At 69.5% G+C, this 15,895-nt stretch carries 15 protein-coding genes; 8 read left to right on the top strand and 7 right to left on the bottom strand.

Features of this window, described 5'->3' with window-relative positions:
- Positions 1-57 precede the first annotated feature (57 nt).
- Both ACSJDX_RS07080 and ACSJDX_RS07075 read left to right on the top strand, forming a co-directional pair.
- Positions 58-375, top strand: coding sequence for a hypothetical protein (locus ACSJDX_RS07080; protein WP_061683897.1), 318 nt, complete (start codon positions 58-60; stop codon positions 373-375).
- Positions 376-809: 434 nt separating this feature from the next.
- Positions 810-1,151, top strand: coding sequence for a hypothetical protein (locus tag ACSJDX_RS07075; protein ID WP_204962474.1), 342 nt, complete (start codon positions 810-812; stop codon positions 1,149-1,151).
- On the opposite strand, the gene ACSJDX_RS07070 is transcribed toward ACSJDX_RS07075, so the two are convergent.
- Both ACSJDX_RS07070 and dnaB read right to left on the bottom strand, forming a co-directional pair.
- Positions 1,152-3,167 (bottom strand): serine/threonine protein kinase, encoded by a 2,016-nt coding sequence (locus tag ACSJDX_RS07070; RefSeq protein ID WP_151487463.1) that lies wholly within the window; start codon positions 3,165-3,167, stop codon positions 1,152-1,154. It abuts the gene before it with no gap.
- A gap of 102 nt (positions 3,168-3,269) precedes the next feature.
- Positions 3,270-4,649 (bottom strand): replicative DNA helicase, encoded by a 1,380-nt coding sequence (gene dnaB / locus ACSJDX_RS07065; RefSeq protein ID WP_438354835.1) that lies wholly within the window; start codon positions 4,647-4,649, stop codon positions 3,270-3,272.
- Between the two features lie 523 nt (positions 4,650-5,172).
- Between dnaB and ACSJDX_RS07060 the strand changes: the two genes are divergently transcribed.
- Entirely contained in the window at positions 5,173-6,174 is a 1,002-nt protein-coding gene (locus ACSJDX_RS07060) for a hypothetical protein (protein ID WP_438354834.1), read from the top strand.
- Positions 6,175-6,264: 90 nt separating this feature from the next.
- Positions 6,265-8,091: a beta strand repeat-containing protein gene (locus ACSJDX_RS07055; protein ID WP_438354833.1), complete on the top strand. Its 1,827-nt coding sequence runs from the start codon at positions 6,265-6,267 to the stop codon at positions 8,089-8,091.
- Positions 8,092-8,307: 216 nt separating this feature from the next.
- Here the strand turns inward: ACSJDX_RS07055 and rplI are convergent, their stop codons facing one another.
- The 5 genes from rplI to ACSJDX_RS07030 form a co-directional block, all read right to left on the bottom strand.
- Positions 8,308-8,760, bottom strand: a complete 453-nt coding sequence (rplI, locus tag ACSJDX_RS07050) for a 50S ribosomal protein L9 (protein WP_438354832.1) — start codon at positions 8,758-8,760, stop codon at positions 8,308-8,310.
- Between the two features lie 10 nt (positions 8,761-8,770).
- Positions 8,771-9,025, bottom strand: a complete 255-nt coding sequence (gene rpsR, locus ACSJDX_RS07045; protein ID WP_045301896.1) for a 30S ribosomal protein S18 — start codon at positions 9,023-9,025, stop codon at positions 8,771-8,773.
- Positions 9,026-9,075: 50 nt separating this feature from the next.
- Entirely contained in the window at positions 9,076-9,597 is a 522-nt protein-coding gene (locus ACSJDX_RS07040) for a single-stranded DNA-binding protein (protein WP_438354831.1), read from the bottom strand.
- A gap of 5 nt (positions 9,598-9,602) precedes the next feature.
- Positions 9,603-9,977: a 30S ribosomal protein S6 gene (gene rpsF / locus ACSJDX_RS07035; RefSeq protein ID WP_438354830.1), complete on the bottom strand. Its 375-nt coding sequence runs from the start codon at positions 9,975-9,977 to the stop codon at positions 9,603-9,605.
- Positions 9,978-10,081: 104 nt separating this feature from the next.
- Complete coding sequence (locus tag ACSJDX_RS07030; RefSeq protein WP_438354829.1) at positions 10,082-11,398, bottom strand: glycosyltransferase; 1,317 nt, start codon at positions 11,396-11,398, stop codon at positions 10,082-10,084.
- Between the two features lie 64 nt (positions 11,399-11,462).
- Between ACSJDX_RS07030 and ACSJDX_RS07025 the strand changes: the two genes are divergently transcribed.
- From ACSJDX_RS07025 to ACSJDX_RS07010, 4 genes are all read left to right on the top strand, one after another.
- The gene (locus ACSJDX_RS07025; RefSeq protein WP_438354828.1) at positions 11,463-12,104 is read left to right on the top strand and encodes a TetR/AcrR family transcriptional regulator; all 642 of its coding nucleotides are present in this window, start codon (positions 11,463-11,465) and stop codon (positions 12,102-12,104) included.
- Between the two features lie 116 nt (positions 12,105-12,220).
- Positions 12,221-13,696, top strand: a complete 1,476-nt coding sequence (locus ACSJDX_RS07020) for a DUF222 domain-containing protein (protein WP_438354827.1) — start codon at positions 12,221-12,223, stop codon at positions 13,694-13,696.
- Between the two features lie 58 nt (positions 13,697-13,754).
- Positions 13,755-14,735 (top strand): hypothetical protein, encoded by a 981-nt coding sequence (locus ACSJDX_RS07015; protein WP_438354826.1) that lies wholly within the window; start codon positions 13,755-13,757, stop codon positions 14,733-14,735.
- Positions 14,732-15,895, top strand: coding sequence for a hypothetical protein (locus ACSJDX_RS07010; RefSeq protein ID WP_438354825.1), 1,164 nt, complete (start codon positions 14,732-14,734; stop codon positions 15,893-15,895). Before ACSJDX_RS07015 ends, ACSJDX_RS07010 begins: the two co-directional genes overlap by 4 nt.

The following is a 15,895-nucleotide window of genomic DNA, read 5'->3' as shown; positions in this document are numbered from 1 at the left end:
CATTCACGCCAAGCAGTTGCAGGGTCGCCGATCGCTGCGACGTGGGAGACTCGAAACGTGGTGCTGCTGACTGATCTTGCACCCGAACACTCGAAAGCGATGTTCGGCAACAGCCACATGCTCTCCGTCATGCTGTTCATTGCGAACCACGATGACGACGTGTTCTCCGCGCCCCAGATCGTTTCGGCGACCGGCGTGGACCCGACGCTCGTGCATCCACTGCTCGGTCGCCTCAAGAAGGGGCAGGTGATCGAGCAGATTGGCCGCGTCCCCGGTGAACGCACGCTGCTTTTTCGCCGGATCGAGAGTCCGTACTGGGACCTCGCTCGGCGTGTTGCGGCCGAAGGGCCTACTGCCTCCTCGCCGGCTGCTTGAGGCCGGGCGCGTCGGAGGGCGCGAGTAGTGTCGGCCTGCTGAAGGCGATACCTTACGCCCGCTAGAGTGGCCGCTAGCCCAGGAGGGAGTTCACATTGTTCGTTCGCGAAGTCGACATGGCTGCTCCCGTTGCGCGTTGGCTGGAGAGGGTTGGCGGAAGCTGCGTTGGTCACGAGGTGACGGTGGGCTACGGTGTCGCGGACCTCGTCGCGGGCCTCGGAGACGAGGCTCGGCTAAGAAACCGACGTCGCCAAGCGCGCCCAGTCGCGAAGTCCATCCAGCTCGCGGTGCTGGACTTCTGCACCTCTTTCAGGACGCTCGATGACTTGCGAGAGTGGGCACCCCGCGGTATGTCGTCTCTGAGGCGAGAAGCAATAGATCCGCTTATCGATCAGGGTCTGCTCGTTCTCGCCGGGTCTCGATACCGTACGAGGGTGCGACCGAAGGACCCGTTTGACGAGCTCATTGCCGTCGAGTTGAAGCTCCGAGACGCGCGCCGCGGCATTGCTCAAGCAACCGCGTATCGAACGTTTGCGGATCGCAGCTACCTCGCGCTTCCGCGCGAACGTGTGCGGACAGAAGCCCTCGGCGCGGCTCGTCAGGCTGGCGTCGGGCTACTCGCCGTGGGGTCGAACACGGTCGAGATTCTCGTCGACGCACCCACCCAGTCGACATCGACGCCGGCGAGACGCCGCATCGCGAGTGAGCGTGTGCTCGAGGCGAGTATGGATAGCTCCCGGCTGGGCGGGTCGCAGGCTCCTAGCCTCGCCGTCTAACTAAGCCAGGACTTCCGCCCAGCCTTCGAGGAAGGCCGGGCCTTCACTCGGGAGCCGAGTCGGAGGCAGTTCGCGATATCGCTCCGTGGCAACGTCGACCCAGGTTCGAAGGCGAGCGATCCTCTGTCCGGCGGGGAGGGTCGCCAGTTCGGAAACCTGGCGCGACTGTGCGATGAGGTTGTGCTGCAGGAGGAGGATGCGTTCCTCGGTACTGAGGTCATCCAAGCTGGGATTGCCGTCGAGGAGTGCCGCAGCCTGCGGCGTCCCCAGCTCCACGTATTCGGGCCGACGAGCACGCATGAGCAGGTACGCCTCGATTGACACCAGATTCACGAGCCCCGGTATGTAGATGCGGTCAAGAGATCGCCCACCCGACGTCTCATCCTCGGGATGCGGTGTCATGTTCATCAGGTTCCCCGAGACGCCGGTGGACCATCCTTCCGCTCCGAGAGCAAGGAGCAACAGTCCGCTACTCGCTCGTCGTCCGACGATCACCGGCGTTCCGGCTTCCCGGAGTACGGCGATGAGATCGCGAAGGCCACGCAGCGTGTCGACATCGCCGAGCGGTCCGAACGGCGCCTGTGTAGTACTCAGCAACAGGTGGACGCCTCGCCACTGCCGAGCCGTGAGGGCCGTCAGTAGGAGATCGCGCTGCCTCTCATTGGCGAGCCAGCTGGAGTGCACGGCGACACCAAGCCACATCGAGGTCACCTGCCCGCGCTGAGTAAGGAGCGCCTCCGTCAGTCCTGCGCAGGCCACGGATTCGGTGAGCCAGCTCTGCTCGTTCTCGGCCGCGTAGAAATATGGCGAGACGATCGCGTCAGGTTCGTCGGCCGTCACGGAGTCGAGCACGTTGGTGCAAAACTCTCGACGCGAGGTCTCATCTGAGAACCCGGTTAGTACGGGCGCCGAACCGTACGGGAGCTTTCGGAAGCCTGCCGGTCGAACGGCGAGGGGACTCCGGACGTAGTGAGTGACCGGATCCACGATCGCCTCAGCTCCGACGTCATGTGCAGCGTCAACGAACTCACGGACTCGTGAACCTGCGCGGATATCGATGACCACTCCGTGCGGTCGGAGCGCGGAGAGAAAGCCGTTTTCGGCGTAGTTCTTGACCTGCCCGATGTTCAGCAGAAAGCGCTGGGGGCTGGTCTCGATGGTCGACGCCGACTGCATCGACGAAATCGCGAGTGTGAGGTCTGTCAGAAGCTCGCTGACTTTGAGATATCGCCTGTGCGGCTGCTTGTGCAGCATCCTCTCGACGACATCCGCGACGGCCGAGGGAATCTCCGGGTCGATGGCTCGTATTGGTTGAGGTGTCTGCACTGCGGGCGCGCGCCATCGATCGATGAGGCTGAGTGCGTAGAAGGGCTGCACGTTGGTCAGGAGTCGGTAGGCAAGCGCGCCGATGACGAACTGATCACTACGCCAGTCGCCGTGGACGGGGGACGAGCCAACCTGCTCAGGGCTCATCCATCCCGGCGTTCCGGGGGTTGGCAACGCGGTGTAAGACTCATCGTCTACGTGACGAGCCAACCCCAAGTCGACGATGACCGGCCTGCCGTCAGCGTCGAGGATGATGTTGTTCGGGCTCAGGTCTCGATGCGCTGTGCCTTGGGCCCAGATCGACGCGGCCGCATCGGTTAGCCGGCTTATCAAGTCGAGCGCTTCGAGCGGAGTGAAGACCACTCCGGCCCCGAGCTCGGCCCCAAGAGACCTACCCTCGATGAACTCCATCCGAATCCAGCAGTAGTCGACTCCCTCGAACTTGTGAACGCCATGAGCGAGGAATTGCACGACTCCGTCGTTCGTAACTCGTTGCAGAGCATTGAGTTCTCTGTCGACACGCTCACGCTCGGAGAGCCCCGGATCGATGATCTTGAGGGCTGTTTGCCGGTCACCCTCTCGGATTCTGAAGGTGCAGGCGAATCCGCCCGTGCCGAGGTGGGCTACCTCATCCGCGAGGGGAAAGAGGGAAATGGCGACTCGTTCGAGCAGCGTGCGATCGGCTGGCAAGTTCTTTCCTTACATCGTCCGAGGGGATGAGTTTTCAAATTTGCAAGTCGTTTGAAAACCGTCGTGGAATTCGCAACTCTCACCGAGAACCTTCACGAGAACCTACAAGGCGAAGTCGCCGCCCGGTGCCATGTCGGCGAAGCGCGAGAAGTGGCCCTGGAAGGCTACCGTGATCGTGTCGGTGGGGCCGTTGCGGTGCTTGGCGACGATGAGGTCGGCCTCGCCGGCGCGCGGGCTGTCCTTCTCGTAGGCGGCCTCGCGGTGCAGGAGCACCACCATGTCGGCGTCCTGCTCGATCGAGCCCGACTCGCGGAGGTCGGAGAGGGCGGGCTTCTTGTCGGCGCGCTGCTCCGGGCCACGGTTCAGCTGCGACAGGGCGATGACCGGCACGCCCAGCTCCTTGGCGAGGAGCTTGAGCGCACGGGAGAACTCCGAGACCTCCTGCTGACGCGACTCGACGCGCTTTCCGCTCGTCATGAGCTGCAGGTAGTCGATGACGACCATCTTCAGTCCGACGCGCTGCTTGAGCCGTCGGCATTTCGCGCGGATCTCGACGAGCGTCATGTTGGGGCTGTCGTCGATGTACAGCGGCGCGTCGTTGATGCGGCCGCGCACCGACGCGATCGTCGTCCAGTCGCGCGAGTCGAGGGTGCCCTTGCGCATCGCCTGCAGCGGGATGGCGCCTTCGGCGCTCATCAGGCGCATGGCGATCTCGCTGCGTCCCATCTCGAGCGAGAACACGATCGTCGGCATGTTGTTGCCGATGGCGGCGGCGCGGGCGAAGTCGAGCGCGAGCGTCGACTTTCCCATCGCGGGGCGCGCGGCGATGATGATCATCTGTCCGGGGTGCAGACCGTTGGTGAGCTGGTCGAGCCCGGCGAAACCGGTGGGGATGCCGGTCATCTGCCCGTCGCGACCGCGGGCCGCCTCGATCTCCTCCACGGCCGCGTCGACGGCGACCTCGAGGGGCACGTAGTCCTCGGCGGCGTCCTGGCCGGTCACCCCGTAGATCTCGGCCTGGGCGTTGTTGACGAGGTCGAGCGCCTCGCCCTCGCCCTGGTAGCCCATCTGAACGATGCGGGTGCCGGCCTCGACGAGGCGGCGCAGCAGCGCGCGCTCCGACACGATCGAGGCGTAGTAGCCGGCGTTGGCCGCGGTCGGCACGATCGAGGTGAGCGTGTGCAGGTAGTCGGCACCGCCGGCGCGCTGCAGATCTCCCGACTTGATCAGCTCGTCGGTGACGGCGACCACGTCGGTGGGCTCGCCGTGGGAGTACAGCGACAGGATCGCCTCGAAGATGAGCTCGTGCTTGGGCACGTAGAAGTCGATTCCCCGCAGCGTCTCGATGACGTCGGCGACCGCGTCCTTCGACAGCATCATGCCGCCGAGCGTGCTCTGCTCCGCGAGCACGTCGTTCGGGGGCGTGCGCTCCGACTGTCGAGGGCCGCCGAGGCGCTCCTCCGAGATGTCTGCGATCGACATACGCACCGTCCTCCCCTGTGTTCGGCCGCCGTCCCCGCGTGGGCGCGCGGAAGGAATGCTCACGGAAGCGGATGCCGCGGCATCCGCTCCTCGCTCACGCACAGCAAAGCGCACGGTTCCGACATCCCCGACGGATGCGCTGCTGTCCCTCCCCGATGGGCCGGACCCCACGCTAGGGAGCGGGTTTCCCCGACGCAAACCGCCCTGTGGATAACTCTGTGGAGAGCATGCGAGAAACGCCGACGTGCCTGTGTAGAACATCTGTGGACAACATCTGGGGATACATGGGTTTCCGATGCCGATTGTCCGCCTGGACTGGGATTATCGTGCTTAACAGCCTGTGGAGGGAGACCTGTATGAAGTGCCGCTTGAAGGTTCTCCCGCCCTAGCGTGCTTGTGTACAGATCTGGGGAAGACTGAGGTGTCCTGAGCAAATCCTGAGATTGGCCGCCCTGGACAACTGTCAAGACCCGGCGTACCGTCGGGAGTCCAGGCACCCTCAGGTCGTGATCGTTCGATCACGATGACGTCCATCGTCGTGGAGGTTGACATGGCTCCGGCGCCAGTACGACCCTTCAACAGGGTCGGCGCGCTCGCACTTGCGGGCGTCGGCGTCGCGTTCGCCTGGATCCTCCTCGCCCTCACGTTCGGCTTCGGCTCGAGCGGAGCGCACGCCGACGATACGGACGCCGCAGAGGGTGGCCTGCTCGGATCGGTGACCGGGCTCGTCGGCGACACCGTCGGCGCCGTCACCGGCACCGTGACAGGCGTGCTGAACACCACGACCGAACAGGTCGTGGCCCCGGTGGTGCAGATCGTCGCCACCGTCGCACCGCCGGTCGCACCCGTCGTCCAGACGGTCTCCGAGACCGTCTCGGCCGTGACGGCACCGGTCGCCGAACTGGCCGACTCCGGCGTCGTGACGGGTGTCGTCGCGCCCGTGGTCGACCTCGTGACCGCCGTCCCCGTCGTGGGCGACGTCGTCACCGGCCTGGGCGTCGACCAGGCCGTGACGGGCCTCACCGGCACCGTGGACCAGACGCTCTCGAGCGTCGTCGGGGCCGTCGATCAGACCGTCGCGGTGCTGCCCGCAGCCGCCGGACAGCCCGGCATCCACCTCCCGGGTCTGCACCCGCAGACCCCCGGGACCGCCGTCGACACCGCCGCGTACCTGCCGGCGCCGACGGCCTCCTCCGTCCCCGCCGCGACGCCTGTCGCGCACCGCACCGCGGTGTCGCCGACGCGCGCGGCGGTCGTGCCGGTCGCCTCCACCGCGCTGGCCGCGGCCTCGGCGACCGCTCCTGCCCCCGGTGACGGGGGAGGACTCTCGACGTCCATGCCTCCCGGGCTCGCCATGCCCGGCGGAGGCTCCATCACGGGTTCCGGCGGTGCGGGACCCGGCGCTGCAGCGCTGCTCGCCTTCGGGCCGCTCGTCGCACACCGTGCCTGGGTGCGGCGACACGGCCAGCAGGACGACGCGGTGCCCGCGGCGCCCGCCGGCTCCACCGACGTCTCCCCCGACTGACGGATCGCTCCGCCGCGCTCGTTCGCGGCAGACGAGCACCCGCGCGCGCTCGCGCGCATATCCGACAGTCAAGGCAGGGAGACCTTCATCATGCGTACAGTCCTCAAGCGCGTCCTCTGGGGCACGCTTCTCGCCGGCGGCATCACGCTGCTCGGCGCCACGGCCGCCAACGCGGCCGACACGACCACAGGAGACGGCGGGCTGCTCTCGGGCACCCAGGCGCTCCTGAACGTCGACGTCCCGATCACCGTGAGCGGAACCTCGCTCTCGGTCCTCGGCGACTCCAGCACCGCATCCGCGCCCGCTCCGGCTCCGGCCGAGGCCCCCGCGGCGACCGCCTCGACGGGTGGACAGGATGCCACGGCATCAGGCACCCAGGCGCTCGTCTCGGTCAGCCTCCCTGTCACCGTCGGCGGCAACGCGATCTCGGTGCTCGGCGACAGCACCTCGGAGGGCGCGGCCGCACCGGCCGCCGCACCGGCCGAGGCGCCCGCCGCACCGCCCGCGACGACCACCGGCGACAACTCGCTGCTGGGTGGCACGCAGGGCATCGTCTCGGTCGCCGTCCCCGTCACCGTGGCGGGCAACGCGATCTCGGTGCTGGGCGACAGCGGCTCGACCGGACCTGCCTCCCCGGCGTCCGGTCCCGCTGCTCCCGCCGGCACGGCCGGGGGCTCGTCCGCCGCCGGCACCACCACGGGCGCCGACGGCGTCCTGAGCGGCACCCAGGTGCAGGCCCCGGTCACCGCGCCGGTCACCGTGAGCGGAAACGCGATCTCGGTGCTCGGCGACAGCGCCTCGACGGATGCCTCGACTCCGGCCGGAACCTCCGGCACCCCGGGATCGAGCGCCGCCGGCGGCACCACCGGAGCCGATGGCATCCTGGGCGGCACCCAGGTGCAGGCCCCGGTCACCGCGCCGGTCACCGTGAGCGGAAACGCGATCTCGGTGCTCGGCGACAGCGCCTCGACGGATGCCTCGACCCCCGCCGGAACCTCCGGCACCCCGGGATCGACGGTCGACGCCGGCACCACCGGTGCGAACGGCATCGCGAGCGGCACGCAGGTGGCCGCTCCCGTGACGGCGCCCATCGCCGCCACCGGCAACGCGATCTCGGTGCTCGGCGACAGCTCCTCCACCGGAGCCGCCACCCCGGCCACCGGCACCGCCGGTGCGGCCGGCAGCAGCGCCGGCGCCACCACCAGCGGGGCCGACGGCACCGCAGGCGGCACCCAGGTCGTCGCCCCGGTGACCGCCCCGGTCACCGCGGTCGGCAACGCGATCTCGGTGCTCGGCGACAGCTCCTCCACCGGAGCCGCCACCCCGGCCACCGGCACCGCCGGTACGGCCGGCAGCAGCGCCGGCGCCACCACCAGCGGGGCCGACGGCACCGCAGGCGGCACCCAGGTCGTGGCGCCGGTCACGGCTCCCGTGAGCGTCACGGGCAACGCGATCTCGGCGATCGGCGACAGCACGTCCACGGGCGCTGCTGCTCCGGCGGTCGCCGGCGGACCTGCCGCCGGGGGTCAGACCTCGGGGGAGGGCGGAATCCTCGGCGGCAGCCAGGTCATCGCACCGTTGACGCTTCCCATCCTGATCGGCGGCAACGCGGTCTCGGTGGTCGGCACCAGCACCACGACGACCCCCACGGCGGTCGACCCCGGCACCGGCGGCGGTGACGGCGACCCCGTGACCCCGGCGACCCCGGTGGACCCGGGCACCCCGGGCGACCCCGGGACGTCGGGCAGCACCGGCACCTCCGGTGTCGTGGTCGGCGCGGCGGCCTCGGTCGGCGCGGTGTCCGCACTCGCGATGACCGGCCCCGCCGACGTGGCACTGCTGCTCATCGTCGGACTCGGGATGCTGCTGATCGGCGCCGGAGCGTTCGCGTTCCGCGCCCTGCGACACTCCGCGTGAGCAGCCGTCCGCGCGGGGTCCCCAGCCCTGCGCGGACCGCCTCCGCGTGAGTGGCGGGAGGGTCGCCCCCAGCGACCCTCCCGCACACCCCAGAACCCGTCGGGGGTGCAGGGGCGGCCGGGCTACTGCCTGGACCGGCCGCCCCGTTCCCGACGCAGAAAAGACGGATGCCGCGAACCGGGGGGCTCGCGGCATCCGTCTCTCGTGCGTTGCTGCTTACTTCGCGGCGACCACCTGGAGGGTGATCACGGCGGTCAGGTCGTCACGCAGACGAACCGTGGCCTCGTGCTCGCCCACCGACTTGATCGGCGACGTGATGTGGATCTTGCGCTTGTCGAGCTCACCGAGACCGGCGGCCTTGACCGCGTCGGCGATGTGCTCGGTCTTGACCGAGCCGAACAGACGCCCCTCGCCACCGGTCTTGACCGACAGCTTGACCTTGTTGGACTCGAGGGTGTTCTTGAGCGCCACGGCCTCTTCGTGGTCGTGGATCGCGCGGGACTCGCGGGCGGCGCGGATCGACGCCACCTGCTTCTCGCCGCCGCGGCTCCAGGCCACGGCGAAGCCCTGCGGGATGAGGTAGTTGCGGGCGTACCCGTTCTTGACCTCGATGACGTCACCGGCGCTTCCGAGCCCGGCGACCTCGTTCGTGAGAATCAGCTTTGCCATCGGATGCTCCTTAGCGGCCAGCGCCGGCGTAGGGCAGGAGCGCCATCTCGCGCGCGTTCTTGATCGCCTTCGCGATCAGACGCTGCTCCTGCACCGAGACTCCGGTGATACGACGGGCGCGGATCTTGCCGCGCTCCGAGATGAACTTGCGAAGCGTTGCGACGTCCTTGTAGTCGATGAGACCGACGCGGATCGCCTTCGCGGGAGCGGCGTTCTTCGCGCCCTTCCGCGGCTTCCGGCGGTCGCCGGTTGCCTTTCCAGCCATGTTTCTTCCTTACTGAGTAGTGAGATTCGACGGATGCCGCAGCATCCGGATCAGAACGGGGTGTCGTCTCCGTACGAGCCGGGCGTGGACCACGCGTCGGCACCGCCGCCGGAGTTGGACGAGCCGGGCGTCGACCACGGCTGCTCGGCGACCTGGCCGCGGGACTGCCCGCCGCCGAAGTTGCCGCCGCCCTGGCCACCGCCGCTGGACGCGGCGCGCGTGACCTGGGCGGTCGCGTAGCGCAGCGAGGGGCCGATCTCGTCGACCTCCAGCTCGATGGCGGTGCGCTTCTCGCCTTCCTTCGTCTCGTAGGAGCGCTGCTTCAGGCGACCGGTCGCGATGACCCGGGAGCCCTTCGTCAGCGATCCGGCGACGTGCTCGGCGAACTCGCGCCACACGCTCGCGCGGAGGAACAGCGCTTCGCCGTCCTTCCACTCGTTCGCCTGACGGTCGAAGTTGCGCGGCGTCGACGCGATCGTGAAGTTCGCGACGGGGAGACCGTTCTGCGTGTAGCGCAGCTCGGGATCAGCCGTGAGGTTTCCCACGACGGTGATGATCGTCTCGCCGGCCATGGTCGTTACGCGGAGACCTTGGCGGGGCGAGCGGCCTTGCGAGCGGCCTTCTCGTCGGCGCGCTGCTTCTCGGAGGCGATCATCGCGATCGCCTCTTCGGCGCGGAGCACCTTGGTGCGCATGACCGCTTCGCTGAGCTTCAGCTGACGGTCGAGCTCCTGGGTGGCGGCGCTGGTGGCGGTGAAGCTGACGACGGCGTAGATGCCCTCGTTCTTCTTCTGGATCTCGTAGGCGAGACGGCGCTTGCCCCAGACATCCACGTTGTCGATGGTCCCGCCATCGTTGGTGATGACCTTGAGGAACTTGTCGAGGCTCGGGGCCACGGTCCGCTCATCGATCTCGGGGCTCAGGATGACCATGAGCTCGTACTGGTGCGTCACTAACCCACCTCCTTCGGACTAGAACGGCTTCCGAGCATCTCTCGGAAGCAGGAGGGTGTGTGCACGTCCGGGCTGATTCGGGCTGGGCCGATGCCGGACAACCTTCATAGTGTAGCGGATGCCTCGGCATCCCCCGGAATCCGGCCGCTCGCCAGCCCGGCGAGCACGGCGTCGAGACCGGCCAGGCCGGGGGCGGCGGCGATGTCGGCGCCGATGCGGCGGGCGGCGGCGCGGTACGAGGCATCCGTCAGCACCCGGCTCACCGCGTCCGCGACCTGCCGGGCGGTGGGGGTGTTCGTGCGCAGGTCGATGCCGACGCCGCTCCACGCGACGCGCGCCGAGACCTCGACCTTGTCCTCGGTGCGCCCGGCGATCACGATCGGCACGCCGTGCGAGATCGCGAGCTGCACGCCGCCGTACCCGCCGTTGGTGACGAGCGCATCGATCCTCGGCAGCAGCTGCGCATAGGGGAGGTACTCCGCGGCGCGCACGTTCGCGGGCAGCGCGCCGAGCGCGGTGACAGGACGACCGCCGGTGGAGACCACGACGAGCACATCGGATGCCGCGAGCCCCCGGATGGCCGGGAGCACGAGCTGTCCGAAGTCGGCGTTGGCGACCGTGCCCTGCGTGACATGGACGACCGGCCGAGGGCCGTCGAGGTCGCCCCACCAGTCAGGAAGCTCTCCGGAGGGACGTGGCGCCGGCAGCGGGCCGACGAATCGCACGGCGGACGGGAGGTCGCGGCGCGGGTACTCGAACGACGGCACGGTGAACTGCACCAGCGCGTCGGCGCCGCTCGACCAGTCGAGGAGGAACCTGCGCAGCGGCGCGCCGATCACCTCGCGGGCGAGCGCGTCGGCCGCCTTCGACACCGGTCCGAAGACGCCCTTCTCCGCCACGAGGGTGAGCACGGCGTTGCGGAGTCGTCCGCTCGCGCCGCCCCGCGGCGGCACGCCGAGGCCGAACGGCGCCGTATCGGTGCTCTTGACACCGAGCGGCAGGATGCCCAGCGCGACGATCGGCGGGCGCTCGACGCGCGGCCGTTCGTTGAGGAGCACGGCGCCGACGAACAGCTGCTCGGTGAGGATCGCGTCGACCGGCTCCTCGGCCAGGAGCGCGGTGAGCGCGTCGTACTGCGCGCGGCCCGGCGCGAGAAACAGGTGGAGCATGTCGAAGCGGATCGCCGCGGGGCCGGTGAGCCCGGCTCGCTCGGGGAAGTCGCGGTCGGGGTGGTCGAGGTCGACGTCGGCGGCGGCGGGCAGGGCGATGAACTCGGCGCCGGTGGCGCGCACCTGCTCGGTGTAGCGGGAGCTGGTGAGGAAGCGCACGCGGTGTCCGGAATCGACGAGGTGACGGGCGATCACCAGGAGCGGGGATACGTGGCCGTGCGCGGGGGTGCAGGTGACGAGGTAGGTGGACATGGCTGCTCTCGGTAGGGTTGGGTGTACTCGAGAAGTATTCACCACACCGTTAGGGTAGTCAATAGTGTCGACCGAGGATTCCGCTCCGCGCGCGTACCGATCCGCCCTCCGCGAGCGACAGGCGGGGGAGACGAGGCGGCGGATCGTCGAGGCATCCGCTCGCCTGTTCGCGGAGCAGGGCTACCAGGCCACGACCATGGCGTCGGTGGCGCGGGTCGCGGGCGTGTCGACCGAGACGGTGAAGGCCGCCGCCTCCAAGGCCGAGCTGCTGCTCGCGGCGTTCGAGGTGGCCTTCAGCGGCACGGAGCGGGCCGAGGGGCTCGCCGACAGCGAGCTCGGCGCGGGAGTGATGGACGTGCCCGACGACGTGTTCGCCGACGCCGTGCTCGAGCGCATCGTCACGGCCAACGCACGCGGTCACGCCCTGTGGACGGTGCTGCTGGGTGCGGCACTGTCGGATCCGGTGGTGGATGCTGCCCTGCAGAGCATCCTCGCGCGGCGGTCGGCCGACTATCGGCTGCTCGTGTCGGAGCTGCGGCGGCGCGGTCTCATGGACACGGGGGTCGATCCGGACCGGACGGCGGCCGAGCTGTCGTTCCTGATGTCACCGGAGGGGTATCAGCAGCTGGTGGTGCAATCGGGGTGGAGCGAACAGGCGTACCGCGCGTGGCTCCGAGACGGTGTGGAGCGGGTCTTCGGCAGGTAGCGCGGTCGCGACCGGCGGGCGCGTCGACGTGCAGATCGGCATTAGGTTCGATGTTGCCCGCCCTACGAATGCGACTTTGTCGTAGTAATGTCGGAAGCCCCTGTCAGAATCGATCCATGTCCACCTCGCTCCTCCCGCCGCCGCTCCCGTCGGCCGCCGAAGAGCAGTTGTGGGCCGAGCGTTTCACGGCAGCGGCGCTCGATGGACCTTTGTCCGATGTGCGCTGGGGAGTCGAGGAGTGTGCGACCGACGCCGAGGCGGCATCCGCTCGCTGGTTCCAGCGTCTCGTCGATCGCGCCGAACTGCTGAGCGAGTTCGAGCACGCGACGGCGCAGATCGCGCAGTGGGAGGCGGTGCGCACGCGTGTCCTGGCAGCGGCGCTCGACCACGCCCTCAGCACGCAGCGCAGCGGCTCCGAGGCCGAGATGTCGGTGCGTGACGTCGCGGCCGAACTCGCGTGCGCGGTGGGATTGTCCGACCGCACGGTGCAGCGTCGCATGGCCGATGCGGCGACCCTCCGTGACTCTTTCCCCCTCACGCTCGGCGCGCTCGGCGCGGGGCAGATCTCCTCGGCGCACGCGCAGGCCATCCACGACGAGGGGGTGCGGCTGCCCGCGGAGGCCCGCGGCGGATACGAGGGCGCGGTGATCGATCGCACCGTCGGCGGCGATCGCGCCCTGCCGACCGCGGGGCGGTTGCGCGCCTTCGCCAAGGCGATCGCCGAGAAGCTCCACCCGGTCACGATGCACGAACGGCATCGCACCGCACGCGCCGATCGGCGGGTGTGGGTGCAGCACCTCGACGATGGCATGTCGGAGTTCCGCGCCCTCATCCCGACGGTGCAGGCACAGGGCGGCGAAGATCGTCTCACCGCATTCGCGCGGGCGGTGCACGACGCCGAGCTGTCGAGCGAAGGCGAGTCCACCGGAGGCACGGAGTCTCCGGACGACGGGGAGCGACGCACCCTCGACCAGCTGCGGGCCGACGTGTTCTGCGACGTGCTGCTCACGGGCCACGCCACCCTGCCCGAGATCGATGAGCGCGGCCGCGAGGCGATCGATGCCATTCGCCCGGCGGTGCAGATCACGGTTCCCGTGCTCACGCTCCTGGGTGGAACGGATACCTCGTCCGACGGGCCGACGGCTCCTGCCGCACGCATGCCTGCCGCACCCGCCCTCGCCGGTCGCGTGCCGATCGATCCCGAGATCGCGCGACGTCTCGCGGGCGCAGCCACGCTGTGGGATCGCGTGCTGACCGACCCGATCACCGGCGATGTGTTCGCCGTCGATCGTCGCTTCCCCTCGGAGGCGCAACGGCGTCACCTGCGTGCTCGCGACGAGCACTGCCGATTCCCCGGCTGTCGCATGCCCGCCTCTCGCAGCGACATCGATCACACGATCGACCACCAGCACGGCGGGCCGACCGCCATCGACAACCTGGCGCACCTCTGTCGTCGACATCACAGCCTCAAGCACCTCACCGCCTGGACGGTGGCGCAGGAGTCACGCGGCGTTCTGGTGTGGACGAGCCCCGACGGGCGCACATACACCGACCACCCTCCACCGGCTCTCCGGTTCCTCGCTCAGGAGTGAGGGAGTCGACCGAGCCCGGCCCCGTGAATCCGGCCGACCCGCCCGCTACCGTGGGCGCATGGAATGGACCGACGAGGTCGGGCACGGCGACTGGATCCGCGACCGGCTCGACACCGATGCCCACGCACTCACGGCGTCGATGCACGGCGTCGTGCCGCGAGGCTTCCCCGCCTATATCCGCGTCTTCCACCCTGCGCTGCGCGACCGACCCGTCGGCCGGCCCTGGCCACCGAGTCCGATCGAGCGTCACCGTCGTGAATGGGACGCGTTCCAAGACGCGCACCCCGAGATCGAGTCCGAGCGCGTCGCGTGGGCGAGTACCGCGTCCGCGTTCGGCACGACGATGCACGCCGGCGCGCAGTGGCATCGACTGCTCGGCGTCGACGCCATGAACCGCCCGGAGACCGGGAGGACGGATGCCGCGGGCTGGCGTTACTCCGACCCGGCCATCGGGCACCTCGACGCCGATCTCCTCGCCGCAGCCGCCGAGCACCTCGCCGCCCGCACCACCACCCCGGACGCCGGGTTCATGGCTGTGTGGAGCGGATGGGGCGGACTGACGGGCGCCTACAGCACGACCCCGGCCCGCACCTTCCTCAGCGCGGGCGACGCCGGTGCCCACTCCGAGATGCTGCAGCGCAGCATCCACGATCCCTTCAACGGAGCGTTCTCGAAGCCCGTCTGGCAGCCAGGTGTGCTGTCCGATACCGCGTCCCGCGGACCGTTTCTCGATCTGCCCCAGCGCGAGCACGTGCTGTTCCTCGGGGGAGTGATCGAGCTCGCCGACGGGGCATGGCCCAGCCGCGCGCCGTGGGTCGAGCCGCACGCGTTCGAGTTCGGCCACCCCGTCGCGTCGCCCAGTCTCATCTGGCCCGACGACCGGGAGTGGGTGCTCGTCACCGAGGTCGATCACGACTCGACCATCATCGGCGGCGAGTCCGCGCTCATCCGCTCCCTGCACGCCGACCCGCGACTGGAGACCATCCCCGTGCGCGAAGGCACCGTCCTCACCTGGGACGCCGACGAGGTGAACCGATGACGTTCGATGCGACGGCGCTCACCGAACCGGTCGATCGGGCCGCGGTGCGCGCGTACGCGTCGCGACTGCGCGCGCAGGGGTTCGACGACGGATCTCTGCGGCGCATCCTCACGTTCGTCGCCGTGGGCGTGGCCGTCCTGATCTTCGTCCCCGTGTTCGGATCGGTCGTGGTGACGGTCGTGTCCTCCTTCGCACGCGCCGGGTCGGGCGGCGTCTTCACGGTGATCCCGATCCTGATGGTCGTCTTCGCCCTCGGCGTCGCCGGTCTCGCGGTGTGGGGCCTCGTGCGCGGTGGCGCCGGCGCGGGCGTGCGCCGCTACCGCCTCGACCGGTTCGCGCGCGCGAACGGCATGAGCTTCGTGCCCGCGCTCGCCGATCCACCGCTGCCGGGCATGATCTTCGACCTGGGCAGCGCCCGCTCCTCCAGCGACCTGGTGCGGGGCGACCGCCCGCGCTTCGTGGAGTTCGCGAACTACCGCTACACGACCGGCTCGGGCAAGGAGCGCACCGTGCACCAGTGGGGCTACGTGGCGGTGCGCCTCGACACCCCGCTGCCGCACATCGTGCTCGACGCACTGAGCAACAACGGCCTGTTCGGCAACCTCCCCGAGGCCTTCGACCGCGACCAGCGGCTGAGCCTCGAGGGCGACTTCGATCAGCACTTCGCGCTGTACTGCCCCCGCGGCTACGAGCGCGACGCGCTCTACCTGTTCACGCCCGACGTGATGGCGCGGTTCATCGACAACGCCGCAGCGCTCGACGTCGAGATCGTCGACGACTGGCTCTTCCTCTACGCCAAGCGCGACCTGTCCACCCTCGATCCCGCGACCTGGGCGTGGCTGTTCGGCGCGGTCGGCGCGCTCCTGGACAAGCTCGGCCAGTGGGGGCGGTGGCGCGACGAGCACCTGGCGACGGATGCCTCGTCCCTCGCGTCGACGGCGGCCGCGCCCGGCAACACTACGGGCGCGGCATCCGTCGCCTCGGCCCTGCCCTTCGCGGCTCCGTCGGGGCTTCTCACCCCGCCGCCGGCCGGGGTCGCGGCGCAGGGCCGACGCCTGCAGCGCCGCACCCCGGTCGCCGCGATCGGGGTGATGGTGGTCTTCGTCGCGCTGTGGATCGCGATGCAGACGGGCCTGCTCGACCGCCTCTTCGGCGGCTGA

The sequence above is a fragment of the Microbacterium fluminis genome (genome assembly GCF_051549805.1).
Classification (GTDB): domain Bacteria; phylum Actinomycetota; class Actinomycetes; order Actinomycetales; family Microbacteriaceae; genus Microbacterium.
Note: the sequence above shows the minus strand (reverse complement) of the source record. Positions and strands in the feature narration are given on the sequence as shown.

What these genes read in the sequence shown, in the direction of transcription:
- ACSJDX_RS07055 (WP_438354833.1), top strand. Translation starts at nt 6,265, where the DNA reads ATGCGTACAGTCCTCAAGCGCGTCCTCTGGGGCACGCTTCTCGCCGGC.
- ACSJDX_RS07040 (WP_438354831.1), bottom strand. Translation starts at nt 9,597, where the DNA reads ATGGCCGGCGAGACGATCATCACCGTCGTGGGAAACCTCACGGCTGAT.
- ACSJDX_RS07015 (WP_438354826.1), top strand. Translation starts at nt 13,755, where the DNA reads ATGGAATGGACCGACGAGGTCGGGCACGGCGACTGGATCCGCGACCGG.
- ACSJDX_RS07020 (WP_438354827.1), top strand. Translation starts at nt 12,221, where the DNA reads ATGTCCACCTCGCTCCTCCCGCCGCCGCTCCCGTCGGCCGCCGAAGAG.
- dnaB (WP_438354835.1), bottom strand. Translation starts at nt 4,649, where the DNA reads ATGTCGATCGCAGACATCTCGGAGGAGCGCCTCGGCGGCCCTCGACAG.
- rpsR (WP_045301896.1), bottom strand. Translation starts at nt 9,025, where the DNA reads ATGGCTGGAAAGGCAACCGGCGACCGCCGGAAGCCGCGGAAGGGCGCG.
- ACSJDX_RS07030 (WP_438354829.1), bottom strand. Translation starts at nt 11,398, where the DNA reads ATGTCCACCTACCTCGTCACCTGCACCCCCGCGCACGGCCACGTATCC.
- ACSJDX_RS07060 (WP_438354834.1), top strand. Translation starts at nt 5,173, where the DNA reads ATGACGTCCATCGTCGTGGAGGTTGACATGGCTCCGGCGCCAGTACGA.
- rplI (WP_438354832.1), bottom strand. Translation starts at nt 8,760, where the DNA reads ATGGCAAAGCTGATTCTCACGAACGAGGTCGCCGGGCTCGGAAGCGCC.
- ACSJDX_RS07010 (WP_438354825.1), top strand. Translation starts at nt 14,732, where the DNA reads ATGACGTTCGATGCGACGGCGCTCACCGAACCGGTCGATCGGGCCGCG.